The organism is Citrobacter youngae (assembly GCF_003818115.1).
Lineage (GTDB): Bacteria > Pseudomonadota > Gammaproteobacteria > Enterobacterales > Enterobacteriaceae > Citrobacter > Citrobacter youngae.
In genome coordinates, this window is record NZ_RPOI01000046.1 from 1 (window position 1) to 11843 (window position 11843).

Below are 11843 nucleotides of genomic sequence, written 5' to 3' on the forward strand. Positions count from 1 at the left end.
AACAGATTAAATCCTTTTAAACCAATAGAGTTACACGTGTTACCAGTGTTACACGTTCAGAACAAGAGGTAGGGATCCAAATCCCTTCTTCTGGCGGGCAACAGTATAGGGCACAGAACGATGAAGATGATGAGAATGTACTGCCCCACATGTCAGGCAGTAGCGCGGATAGGTAAAACAAACAGGAAACACCCACAGCTGTACGATGTGTATTGCTATTGCTCTAATGTGGAGTGCGGTCACTCGTTTGTGATGAATGTTGCTTTCTCCCATTCCGTTAGTCCAAGCGCGCTGAACGGGCAGGGGAGGGTTAAAGAGCTAATTGATGCCATTCCACCCGAGGAGCGGGAAAAGGCTTTAAAGTTGCTGCTGGCTGCGCAAAAGAATGGGTAAGGTATGCGTCGGGAATGGCCGATCCGTTCCCGGAACCTGAACACAGGATTTCAGTTTATGCGGACATAAAATTATTATTTTTCATATTGTTATATTTTTCGTGTTTCACGAACCTCCATAAAATTACACACCTAAAATAAATTATCCATTTAATATCATAGCATTACGTATTCAGGCCACAAATGCGACGGACAGTAAAACTGAAAAAAGCTGAATTTCTTTTCATTCTTTTCAGTTCCTGTCTCGCAGAGCATCCCCAGAACGGGCGCGGGCTGGCGGTATCGTTTGTAAAAAATCACAACTGAAAAATTTTAGTGATATGAAAACCGCAGGCGGGTGCGGTGTAGTGCGATTTTGGTAGCTAGAAATTTTACTCAGCACACTTTATTTTGAATGTCAGTTACGTGATTTTAGTGTTTGGGACTCATTGATAATTAAAAAAAAGAGTGGTAATAGTTAATCTAGCCAAAGGTCATTTCCCTCACCTAAAGTATGTTTTTTTAGGAAGGAGGGACAATAATGAGAACTAGATCACATTGCAATGGAGGTTGTTTCTATGGCAAAAAACCATCCTGCCTTTATGAATGCAACAGGCACTATAGGTAAGGTTCTTGAGAAAATTAAGGTGGCAGCGACGCCAGAGCGTTTCACCCAAGATTTTTTATCGACGGGATTGGGATTTTCTGGAGGTGGTGCAAAGGCATTTATTCCTTTAGCGAAAAAAATGGGTCTGCTTGCTTCTGATGGAACCCCAACAGAGCTTTATAAACAATTTAGAAATACAAATACATCTACTTCAAAAGCAGCAATGGGTAAGGCACTGAAAAATGCCTATCCAGATATTTATGCTAGAAACGAATATGCCCATAAACTTTCGAAACAAGATCTTGAAGGTTTATTAGTTGAAATGACGGGGCTTGAAAAAGGAAACTCTACAGTTCGCGCTATTATTGGCACATTTGAAGCAATTAGAGCTTTTGCTAGCTTTGACTCAGTGCGTGAGTCAATAGTTGAAAGTGAATCTTCAACTGAAAGTACGGATCGAATTGTAGATGTGTCAAATGAGGACTATGAGCAAAATTTAAAACTTGGACTTTCATATACAATTAATTTAGTTTTACCTAAAACGGATGATGTGGCTGTTTTTAATTCTATATTTAAAAGCTTGCGGGAAAATCTTTTGAGAAAATAATATGGAAGATAAAATTAAAGTTTTCGCTTTTTCGAATAAAATTGCTGAAAGAGAATTGGATCACATCGAGAATGAATTAAAACTAGACCTCGGGCGAGGTAGCGAAAAGAATGATAATATCGATGGTGATTATTATCCACAGTTTAGCCATGCAGTAAGAGTTCAGGCTAAAGAAATGTCAATACATTATGAGATATTTTATTGCTTGGAAGTTTCAATTCGAAGTCTGATTAAAGAAAAGCTTAACGCTGAATTGGGAAGTGACTGGTGGGAAGGGAATAATATTCACGAGCATATAAAAAAGAATGTGCGAGATAATATGCAAAGAGAAATAGATTCAGCTTTTACCCCACGGTCTGACGATGAATTGGATTATACAACATTTGGAGAGTTAGGCGAGATTGTTAGGAAGAACTGGACTCATTTTGCTGATCTTTTTAATAGTGAGAAAGCATTCAATAGAGTTATGAATAGTCTAAATTTACTTCGAGGTCCAATCGCTCATTGCAGCCCGCTGGCAGAAGATGAAGTTGTTCGGTTGAAGTTGACACTTAAAGACTGGTTTAGACTTATGGAGTGATATATTCACGTGGGCTTATTTTCTAAGTGCAATTTAGTGTGAGGCTAGTAATGAATTTCAAATTTATCACGGATGTTCTTGAGGGAAATGGTTTAACTTGTGTTGTTGATGACGGTCGATTATATACTGAAATAAGTGATGTGAAATTGGAAGTTAAGTTTATAGAAGACTACACAGAGGTTATTGAAAGATTTTCTAGGTCAAGGCAATATAATTATAGCCCTGAAAAAAACACACTCGTAAGTTATAGAGAAGTTGAGGTGGTGGTTCAACGACTCAACCAAAACACCTTTGAGGCTCCGCAGTTCGAATTTAAATCTAATTCTACTAGAAAAGTTGTTCTTTCTCGGGCAAGTAAGGAATTTTCACTTAGTCACTTAAAGTCTGAGGATTATAAAAGATATTTTGATAGGATTGTTAAACCGAGAATGCTTAGGCGTATTAAAAGTAATATGAAGAGTATATATTTTGATATGCTTATTTGGCATCCGATTACTATTAAATATATATTGAAAAGGAAGATTAATACAGAAAAGATGCTGGCTGATGCGTTGCAATGCTTTGATTCCTGTTTGTATAAACTAGCAGTCGACCATTCTCAGGCATGGGAATTATTTAAAAGTCGACGTCTCTTACAAGCAACATTTCAAAGTGAGGATGAAGTTGAACTAAATATTCCATTTGGTTGCTATGACAAAAATCTTGTAAATTACTACAAAGTTGCTGTGAGCAGTCAATTTCCTAGTCAATCATTTTTATCATACTACCATGTCTTGGAGTACAACTTCCTAAGTGTATCCGAGGAAGAGTTACAATCAAAAATAAGAGCTAACATCCAGTCTACAAGCTTTAATGGTTCCTCAGCGGATATTGTTTCATTGATAAATGTAGTAAAGAAACATACCGATAAATCCGATGAGAAAGATATGTTAATGCGGGTGCTTAGGAAATATGTAGATCAAGATGATCTGAAAGAGTTTATTAAGAGATTCGAAACGGTAGCTGATGATAAATTATATACAAAAGCTAGAAAAGTATTTGGTGAGAGCTTGTCAATCAATATAAATAATGAACATATGATACCAAACGTTGCGCAGATGTTAAAACATATTAGAAATGCATTAGTCCACTCTTCGGATAAATATAATAGAGATGACTGCCATATACCCTTAACTGAGTCAGAGGAGTTAGTGAGTTATTATGTTCCTCTGGTAAGGTTTTTAGCGGAACAGGTTATAAGTGCAAAATAGAATCAGAGTAATATTGTAACATCTGTTTTCTTTTTTCAATATATTGCGCATGATTATAGGTTCCTCGTATAGAATTTTTATCAACATGCGCAAGTTGCATTTCAATCCATGCACTCTCAAACCCATGTTCGTGCAGAATGGTGCTCATAGTATGTCTAAAACCGTGGCCCGTTAAGCGGCCATGATAGCCAAGTAGCTTTATCACTTTATTGATACTCGCCTCGCTCATCGGTTTCCTGGCATCATTTCGGCCAGGAAAAACGAGGTTGTAATTGCCAGTAATTACTTGCAGCTGCCTCAGGATACTAATTGCCTGGGTAGATAATGGAACCAGATGAGGACGGCGTTTTTTCATGCGCTCTTTGGGGATTTCCCATAATGCATTTTCTAAATCAAATTCAGCCCATTCTGCGGCACGCAGTTCGATTGTACGTACACCTGTCAGCATCAGCAGCTGTGTGGCGTACTTGGTTACTAAACTGCCTTGATAGTTCTCCAGAGCGCTGACGAAAGCAGGTAGCTCACCTTCAGTGAGGAAAGGAAAATGCTGCTTTTTTGGTTTGTTGAGTGCTATCGCTAAATCAGGGGCAAAGTTATATTTAGCCCGTCCGGTGACAACGGCATAACGTAAAACTTCACCGCAGCGGCGTCGGATCTTACTGGTTTGCTCCAAAGCACCTCTTTTCTCAATCTTTTGCAGAACGGTGAGTAGCTCCAGCGGTTCAATCTGTTCGATTGGGCGTTGGCCGATGAAAGGGAAAATATCCTTTTCCATGGAGTTGAGAACTTCTTTCGCGTACCCTACTGACCAGGTGGCTTTTTTGGAACCATGCCATTCCCTTGCGACAGATTCGAAGCTGTTCTCATGTGCAAACTGCAACGCAATTTTTTCAGCCTTTCTGGCCTCGCTGGGGTTGATCCCTTTGGCCAACATCGAACGAGCTTCATCACGTTTAGTACGCGCCTGCGCAAGGGATACGTCACCGTATACGCCGAAGGAAATCATCTTGGGCTTGCCTGCAAAGCGGTAGCGATAACGCCAGCCTTTGCTGCCGGCGGTGTCAATAAGCAGTGATAACCCCATGCCATCGTTCAACGTGTAGGGCTTATCCTTTGGTTTTGCTCGTTTTATTTGGATATCAGATAGCAGCATGTGTATAGAAAAAAGATCGAACTCAGTTATACACAATCTTATACGCAAAGATGTATAGATTCCATTAGAAATAATGGCACTTTACTGGACGAGTAATATTAATGATTAGGATTTAAATCAGTAAGTTATGGAAGTTATTGGACTTGCTGAGATGTAGTCATGGTGTCCCCTGCAGGAATCGAACCTGCAACTAGCCCTTAGGAGGGGCTCGTTATATCCATTTAACTAAGGGGACGAAGCGGCATGAGTATAGCGTTTTTTACTCTCAACGGTAAGTCTCAGGCTGCCTGACTGCTCAAACAGTCGCCATTCAGGTCTGTTTTTTCTGGTTTTTCTGCGGTTGTGCTTCCCGCTTTGCTTGCAACCTGGCTTCTTCCTTGCGTTTATTGCTCATATCGTTGCGGATCTGCGCGTGGCTCATCAGCGCGAAGATAAACGTCCCGCCACAGATATTCCCGGCCAGTGTCGGTAAGGCAAAAGGCCAGAAAAAGTCGCCCCAGTGCAGTGTGCCAGTAAAGACCAGATAGAGAATTTCAACGGAACCCACGACGATATGTGTGGTATCGCCTAAGGCAATCAGCCAGGTCATCAGGACAATGACGACAATCTTTGCGGCTCCGGCGGCGGGAAACATCCAGACCATCGTGGCAATCAACCAGCCGGAGATAATGGCATTGGCAAACATCTCCGTCGGGCTATTTTTCATTACATCCATGCCTATTTTGACGAAGGCGTCGCGGGTCGCCTCATCAAAAATCGGCATGTATTCAAACGCCCATGCCGCAACCCCGGTGCCCAGAATATTACCCAGTAGTACTACGCTCCACAGACGCATCAACAAACCAAAATTGCCGAGGGTAGGGTTTTGCATAACGGGTAAGACGGCGGTGACGGTATTTTCCGTAAAGAGCTGTTGGCGGGCCATAATCACAATAATAAAGCCGAAGGTATAACCGAGATTCTCCAGCAAAAATCCGCCGGGAACCCCCTCCAGTTGTACGTGAAAAATTCCCTTTGCCAACAACGATGCTCCCATTGACAGTCCGGCTGCGATGGCTGACCACAATAGCGCCATCGCGTCGCGTTCCATCTCTTTTTCTCCGTCCTGGCGGATATGCTCGTGGATCGCCATTGCACGTGAGGGGAGCCTGTCCTCATTGAGCTCTATCTTTTTTCCGCTCCGCTTTTCTTCGCTTTCCACCTGGAGCTCGTCGCTGTGGCGATCAATCTTCTCTTTTTCGATGTCATTCATACCAGGATCCTGAATAAGCACGTATTGCTAAAGCGTAGCGGTTTTTATTTGAAGGCTGGTGGATAAAGTCTGAAATCGCAAAAATGGTAACGCATGTTTTTATTGGCTTCGTTAAAATGAACCATCACTGTGTCTGTATTACCAGGCTATGATCAAATCAGTAAGTTAGGGCATATAGACATCGATTGACGTGCTGTTACAATCGCTCACATCTAATCAGGCGGATACATCATCGTTCCGTCATGGATGGCAATCAGCGATAGCCATAATACACAGGGAGACACTTATGAAGCTTCGCCTGTCGGCGCTTGCGCTGGGAACCACACTTTTGGTGGGGTGTGCGAGCTCCGGTACTGAACAGCAGGGGCGTTCGGACCCATTTGAAGGGTTCAACCGTACCATGTACAACTTCAACTTTAATGTGTTGGATCCATACGTTGTTCGCCCGGTGGCTGTAGCCTGGCGTGATTATGTTCCGCAGCCGGCCCGTAATGGTTTGAGCAACTTTACTGGCAACCTTGAAGAACCGGCTGTCATGGTTAACTATTTCCTGCAAGGCGACCCCTATCAGGGGATGGTGCATTTTACCCGTTTCTTCCTCAACACCTTGTTAGGTATGGGCGGGTTTATTGATGTGGCGGGGATGGCGAATCCGAAGTTGCAGCGTGTTGAACCACACCGCTTCGGCAGCACATTAGGCCATTATGATGTCGGTTACGGTCCATATGTGCAGCTTCCGTTCTACGGCAGTTTCACGCTGCGTGATGATGGCGGCGATATGGTGGATACGCTGTATCCGGTTCTCTCCTGGTTAACCTGGCCGTTGTCGATAGGTAAATGGACGGTTGAAGGAATTGAAACGCGTGCGCAACTGCTCGATTCTGACGGTCTGCTGCGTCAATCTTCAGATCCTTACATCATGGTGCGTGAAGCTTACTTCCAGCGTCATGACTTTATTGCGAATGGCGGTAAACTCAAACCAGAAGAAAACCCGAACGCAAAAGATATTCAGGATGAGTTAAAAGAGATCGATTCTGAGTAAGGAATTGAGGCAAATAAAAAGGTGAGCTAAAAAGCTCACCTTTTTTACGTCTGATGGAAATCAGAATGCGTAGTTCAGATTCATGCCGTACAGCCAGGCTTTCCCTTCTGATTCGAAGGAGTACGGGCCTTCTTCGAATTTCACTTTCTGACCGTGCATATAAGAAATGCCGACATCCAATGAAGCATCCTTATTAAACGCATAGGTTGTACCCGCACTCAGCCAGAAGCGATCCTGATCCGGAATAGAGATGGAACGGCGGTTAGCTGGAACTGGGCTATCATCGAAGGCGATACCAGTACGGAAGGTCCAGGTATCATCGTAGTAGTAGGTCGTACCCAGCGCGATGCGGTAAGAATCTTTGAAACCTTCTTCTTTATAGAACAGAGTCTGGCCGTTGTTGCCTTTCGCTTTAAGCTCCTGGAACTGACTCCAACTGGTATATGCCATGCTGTAGTGAACCGCCCACTGTGGCGCAACGCGGTTATAACCTGAGAACTCCCACATTTCTGGCAGATTCAGATCAAGTGATCCGTCGATTGTGTTGCCGTTAGTGCCAGCAGGCAGGCTGGCAAACACCGGGCGCAACTGCGCGGGAATACGGTCCATTGATGGCAGGCTGCTGCGGTAATCACCGTCGAAGTCAACTTTTACTTCCGAACGGTAGGTGAAACCGTAACGGTTATCTTTATCCACTTCATAAAGAATACCGGCGTTCCAGCCGAAGCCCCATTCGTCACCCTTCAGGCGCGCAATCTGCGTATCTGCCGGGTATTGTGCGGCCAGGGCGGGAGGAACCCTGCCACCAGAGCCTGCAACGATCTGCTGCGGCAGATCGCCTGCATAACGCTCAAGCTTCGCTTTGGCATAGACGGCGTTAAAACCGAGACCGAAGCTAAAATGATTATTCAGACGGTAGGCGCCGCTCAGGTTTAAGTTCAGCGTTTCCAGATCGGTTTTTCCGCCCATCGAGCCGGCTGCGTAATTATTGTTAAACTCCGTTGCCAGACCATAATTAGAGGTAACTGACGCCCCCCAACCAAACTGATCGTTAATCGGGGCAACAAAATGCACGTTCGGTATCCAGGCGGTTGGGGCGATATTATCCTGGCTGGCGTCATTACCAATGCGCGAACGTCCGGAAATATCGACATCCGGGTCAACGAAAATCGCACCCGCAGAGAAAGTAGGGCGATCAAACATCATGATCAGCGCGGGGTTACGACTGGCGTTACCAGCATCATCTGCAATAGCGCCTTCACCCGAATATGCCCGGCCAAGGCCAGAGGAAGAAAATTCGTTTAACTGAAAGCCTGCAGACCAGGCCTGTGTGGAGATAATTGCCACTGCGACTGCGAGAGCAGACTTTGTAAACAGGGTTTTCTGGCTCATGACCATAACCTCATATATTTATTTTTATACAAACTATGTTACATGCCGTAACAGGAGCGCGAAGTGTAGGGTCTGAGGTACCACATAGAAATCAGACCAGTGGCGAGAGTATAGGTCTGACCAGCTGGAATGTTGCAAGTATGTTTATAAATATTTTCAATTCTGATCTAAGAAACGCGATCCAGCTGGCAAAATTGCAGGTGCGCGCACTCACCTGTTTGGGCGATTTTTGTTTTAGATCATTTTTAAGTGTGATTTCGGTCACTTATCGCATTTCGCACAATTAACGACTGGAGAGGCGAATAATGGGAGCGTAAAATGTCCCTATCGTTTATCTGGCACCTCGGGTGCGAATACAGAGGAAATCTACAATGAGTAAATGCAGTGCTGATGAAACCCCGGTTTGCTGCTGTATGGATGTTGGCACCATCATGGACAACTCCGATTGCACCGCTTCCTACAGCCGCGTGTTCGCGAATCGCGCAGAGGCAGAAGAAACGCTGGCCGCTCTGACTGAGAAGGCACGTAGCGTAGAGTCTGAACCTTGCAAAATCACCCCGACTTTCACTGAAGAGTCAGAGGGTGTGCGTCTGGATATCGATTTTGTTTTTGCCTGTGAAGCTGAAACGCTGATTTTCCAGCTGGGCCTGCGTTAATCCCTTCTGCTCATGCCCTTGCCACCCGGTGGCAAGGGCATTTTCGTAACAGTCAGTGACTATTCACTGTGTCATAGCTCTCACTTTCTTTTCTCCCCGCTTGGCTAAATGTAAAAAATTGGTTAAGACTGTGATCAGGTCAGACCACTTATTTTTATTTTTTACAGGGGAGTGTTATGAGTCAGGCTTTATCGCTGGTTACCCGCCAGGGCGACCGTATCGCCATCGTGAGCGGATTGCGTACGCCATTTGCCCGTCAGGCTACCGCGTTTCATGGCATTCCCGCCGTTGATTTGGGAAAAATGGTTGTTGGTGAATTGCTGGCCCGCAGCGAAATACCTGCTGATGTGATTGAACAGCTGGTTTTTGGCCAGGTGGTGCAAATGCCAGAAGCCCCCAACATTGCCCGGGAAATCGTTCTGGGAACCGGAATGAATGTGCATACAGATGCTTACAGCGTAAGCCGGGCTTGTGCAACCAGCTTTCAGGCCGTGGCAAATGTCGCGGAAAGCCTGATGGCCGGAACTATTCGTGCTGGGATTGCCGGTGGTGCAGACTCCTCTTCCGTTCTGCCTATTGGTGTCAGCAAAAAGCTGGCGCGAGTACTGGTGGATGTTAATAAAGCCCGCACAACCGGGCAACGTCTGAAGCTCTTTTCCCGACTACGCTTGCGAGACCTGATGCCTGTGCCACCTGCAGTGGCTGAATATTCCACTGGTTTACGCATGGGAGATACCGCCGAGCAAATGGCCAAAACCTATGGCATCACGCGTGAGCAGCAGGATGCGCTGGCGCACCGCTCTCATCAGCGCGCAGCTCAGGCCTGGTCTGAAGGAAAACTCGCAGATGAGGTGATGACGACCTACACTCCCCCCTTTAAAGATCCTTTTTCAGAAGATAACAATATTCGCGGTAACTCGACGATGGCGGATTACGCGAGGTTGCGTCCGGCATTTGACAGAAAACACGGTACCGTTACGGCGGCTAACAGCACTCCGCTGACGGATGGCGCAGCCGCCGTGATTATGATGACGGAGTCGCGTGCGCAAGAGTTAGGGCTGGTACCGCTGGGATATCTGCGTAGTTTTGCCTTTACCGCCATTGATGTCTGGCAGGACATGCTGTTGGGGCCGGCGTGGTCAACGCCGCTTGCCCTGGAGCGTGCAGGCTTAACCATGGCGGATTTAACGCTTATTGATATGCATGAAGCCTTTGCCGCACAAACGCTGGCGAACCTCCAGTTGCTGGGCAGCGAGCGTTTTGCCCGCGAAGTGCTGGGGCGCTCCCACGCCACTGGCGAAGTCGATGACAGTAAATTTAACGTGCTGGGTGGCTCAATTGCCTATGGGCACCCCTTCGCCGCCACCGGTGCACGTATGATCACCCAAACCCTCCATGAACTACGCCGCCGTGGCGGTGGGTTTGGTTTAGTCACCGCATGTGCGGCAGGTGGTCTGGGTGCGGCAATGGTTCTGGAGGCAGAATAATGGAAATGACATCGGCTTTTACGCTCAACGTGCGTCTGGATAACGTCGCCGTTGTCTCCATTGATGTGCCCGGAGAGAAAATGAACACCCTGAAAGCGGAGTTCGCTTCTCAGGTGAGGGCCATTCTGAAACAAATCCGCGATAACAAAGCATTGCGTGGTGTGGTGTTTATTTCGGCTAAACCCGATAACTTCATTGCCGGGGCGGATATCAACATGATTGGTAGCTGTCGCAGCGCGCAGGAAGCCGAAACGCTGGCCCGTCAGGGGCAGCAGATCATGGCGGAAATTAATGCATTGCCGATCCCGGTTGTTGCCGCTATTCATGGTGCCTGTTTGGGCGGTGGGCTGGAGATGGCGCTGGCGTGCCACAACCGTATTTGTACCGATGATGCTAAAACCGTACTGGGGTTGCCGGAAGTACAGTTGAGCCTGCTTCCGGGCTCCGGGGGCACCCAGCGATTGCCCCGTCTTATTGGTGTCAGTACTGCGCTGGATATGATCCTGACAGGAAAACAGCTCCGGGCAAAACAGGCGCTAAAAGTGGGGTTGGTGGATGAAGTTGTACCACAGACCATTTTGCTGGAAGCCGCGGTTGAACTGGCCAAAAAAGACAGCTCGGCACACCGGGTTCTGCCCGTACGTGAACGCGTGCTGGCGGGGCCGCTGGGACGTGCGCTGCTGTTTCGTATGGTCAGCAAAAAGACGGCGCAAAAAACGCAGGGCAACTACCCTGCGACGGACCGCATTCTTGAGGTGATCGAAACCGGTCTCGCGCAGGGCAGCAGCAGCGGCTATGAGGCGGAAGCCCGCGCGTTTGGCGAGCTGGCGATGACTTCGCAGTCTAAGGCGCTACGGAACATCTTTTTTGCCAATACCGATGTAAAAAAAGATCCCGGTAGTGAAGCGAAGCCCGGCCCGCTGAATAGCGTCGGTATTTTGGGCGGTGGCCTGATGGGCGGCGGTATTGCTTACGTCACAGCCTGTAAAGGTGGCTTGCCGGTGCGCATCAAAGATATTAATGCTAAGGGAATCAACCACGCGCTGAAGTACAGTTGGGAGCAGCTTGAAACGAAGGTTCGCCGCCGTCATATCAAAGCCAGCGAGCGTGATAAACAGCTGGCGTTGATTTCGGGAACCACCGATTATCGCGGTTTTGCGCATCGTGATCTGATTATTGAAGCGGTATTCGAAGATCTGTCGTTAAAACAACAGATGGTGGCAGAAGTTGAGCAGAATTGTGCCCCTCATACTATTTTTGCGTCAAACACCTCATCTTTACCGATTGGCGATATTGCGGCTAATGCTACCAGACCTGAACAGGTAATTGGTCTGCACTTCTTTAGCCCGGTAGAAAAAATGCCACTGGTGGAAGTGATTCCGCATGCAACAACCTCTGAGCAGACGATTGCCACAACCGTTAAGTTAGCGAAAAAGCAGGGCAAAA

At 46.7% G+C, this 11843-nt stretch carries 11 protein-coding genes and 1 tRNA gene; 8 read left to right on the plus strand and 4 right to left on the minus strand.

The genetic code is table 11. The features are described from left to right. Positions 1-120 precede the first annotated feature (120 nt). From EHN13_RS23645 to EHN13_RS23660, 4 genes are all read left to right on the plus strand, one after another. The gene (locus EHN13_RS23645) at positions 121-393 is read left to right on the plus strand and encodes an Ogr/Delta-like zinc finger protein (protein ID WP_000783295.1); all 273 of its coding nucleotides are present in this window, start codon (positions 121-123) and stop codon (positions 391-393) included. A gap of 556 nt (positions 394-949) precedes the next feature. Continuing rightward, a complete protein-coding gene (locus EHN13_RS23650) occupies positions 950-1585 on the plus strand; it encodes a DUF5343 domain-containing protein (RefSeq protein WP_124022175.1) in 636 nt (211 codons plus the stop codon). Position 1586: 1 nt separating this feature from the next. Further along, the gene (locus EHN13_RS23655) at positions 1587-2165 is read left to right on the plus strand and encodes a Swt1 family HEPN domain-containing protein (RefSeq protein ID WP_124022176.1); all 579 of its coding nucleotides are present in this window, start codon (positions 1587-1589) and stop codon (positions 2163-2165) included. A 50-nt stretch (positions 2166-2215) separates the two neighbouring features. Continuing rightward, on the plus strand, positions 2216-3415 hold the full coding sequence (locus EHN13_RS23660; protein WP_124022177.1) for a hypothetical protein: 1200 nt from the start codon (positions 2216-2218) through the stop codon (positions 3413-3415). Here the strand turns inward: EHN13_RS23660 and EHN13_RS23665 are convergent. The 3 genes from EHN13_RS23665 to EHN13_RS23675 form a co-directional block, all read right to left on the minus strand. Further along, complete coding sequence (locus EHN13_RS23665) at positions 3399-4568, minus strand: tyrosine-type recombinase/integrase (protein WP_124022181.1); 1170 nt, start codon at positions 4566-4568, stop codon at positions 3399-3401. The genes EHN13_RS23660 and EHN13_RS23665 overlap by 17 nt on opposite strands. Before the next feature lie 160 nt (positions 4569-4728). Further along, positions 4729-4803, minus strand: a tRNA-Arg gene (locus EHN13_RS23670). A gap of 75 nt (positions 4804-4878) precedes the next feature. Next, positions 4879-5820, minus strand: a complete 942-nt coding sequence (locus EHN13_RS23675; protein ID WP_061068239.1) for a formate/nitrite transporter family protein — start codon at positions 5818-5820, stop codon at positions 4879-4881. Between the two features lie 286 nt (positions 5821-6106). On the opposite strand from EHN13_RS23675, the gene mlaA reads away from it, so the two are divergent. Beyond that, positions 6107-6862, plus strand: a complete 756-nt coding sequence (gene mlaA / locus EHN13_RS23680) for a phospholipid-binding lipoprotein MlaA (protein ID WP_124022178.1) — start codon at positions 6107-6109, stop codon at positions 6860-6862. 60 nt (positions 6863-6922) lie between these two features. Here the strand turns inward: mlaA and fadL are convergent, their stop codons facing one another. Continuing rightward, entirely contained in the window at positions 6923-8254 is a 1332-nt protein-coding gene (gene fadL, locus EHN13_RS23685; protein WP_061068238.1) for a long-chain fatty acid transporter FadL, read from the minus strand. Positions 8255-8625: 371 nt separating this feature from the next. Here fadL and EHN13_RS23690 point away from each other — a divergent pair, with 371 nt between their 5' ends. From EHN13_RS23690 to EHN13_RS23700, 3 genes are all read left to right on the plus strand, one after another. Further along, positions 8626-8910 carry a YfcZ/YiiS family protein gene (locus tag EHN13_RS23690; RefSeq protein ID WP_005129756.1) on the plus strand — a complete coding sequence of 95 codons (285 nt, stop codon included), beginning with the start codon at positions 8626-8628 and terminating at the stop codon, positions 8908-8910. Positions 8911-9086: 176 nt separating this feature from the next. Further along, positions 9087-10397 carry an acetyl-CoA C-acyltransferase FadI gene (fadI, locus tag EHN13_RS23695; protein WP_124022179.1) on the plus strand — a complete coding sequence of 437 codons (1311 nt, stop codon included), beginning with the start codon at positions 9087-9089 and terminating at the stop codon, positions 10395-10397. Further along, positions 10397-11843 (plus strand): 3-hydroxyacyl-CoA dehydrogenase NAD-binding domain-containing protein (locus EHN13_RS23700; RefSeq protein ID WP_124022180.1); only part of this gene is annotated, 1447 nt, incomplete at its 3' end. The genes fadI and EHN13_RS23700, both read left to right, overlap by 1 nt.

Bases quoted from the DNA above. Each gene is read 5' to 3' on its own strand.
- EHN13_RS23645 (WP_000783295.1), top strand. From the start codon at position 121: ATGAAGATGATGAGAATGTACTGCCCCACATGTCAGGCAGTAGCGCGG.
- EHN13_RS23650 (WP_124022175.1), top strand. From the start codon at position 950: ATGGCAAAAAACCATCCTGCCTTTATGAATGCAACAGGCACTATAGGT.
- EHN13_RS23655 (WP_124022176.1), top strand. From the start codon at position 1,587: ATGGAAGATAAAATTAAAGTTTTCGCTTTTTCGAATAAAATTGCTGAA.
- EHN13_RS23660 (WP_124022177.1), top strand. From the start codon at position 2,216: ATGAATTTCAAATTTATCACGGATGTTCTTGAGGGAAATGGTTTAACT.
- EHN13_RS23665 (WP_124022181.1), bottom strand. From the start codon at position 4,568: ATGCTGCTATCTGATATCCAAATAAAACGAGCAAAACCAAAGGATAAG.
- EHN13_RS23675 (WP_061068239.1), bottom strand. From the start codon at position 5,820: ATGAATGACATCGAAAAAGAGAAGATTGATCGCCACAGCGACGAGCTC.
- mlaA (WP_124022178.1), top strand. From the start codon at position 6,107: ATGAAGCTTCGCCTGTCGGCGCTTGCGCTGGGAACCACACTTTTGGTG.
- fadL (WP_061068238.1), bottom strand. From the start codon at position 8,254: ATGAGCCAGAAAACCCTGTTTACAAAGTCTGCTCTCGCAGTCGCAGTG.
- EHN13_RS23690 (WP_005129756.1), top strand. From the start codon at position 8,626: ATGAGTAAATGCAGTGCTGATGAAACCCCGGTTTGCTGCTGTATGGAT.
- fadI (WP_124022179.1), top strand. From the start codon at position 9,087: ATGAGTCAGGCTTTATCGCTGGTTACCCGCCAGGGCGACCGTATCGCC.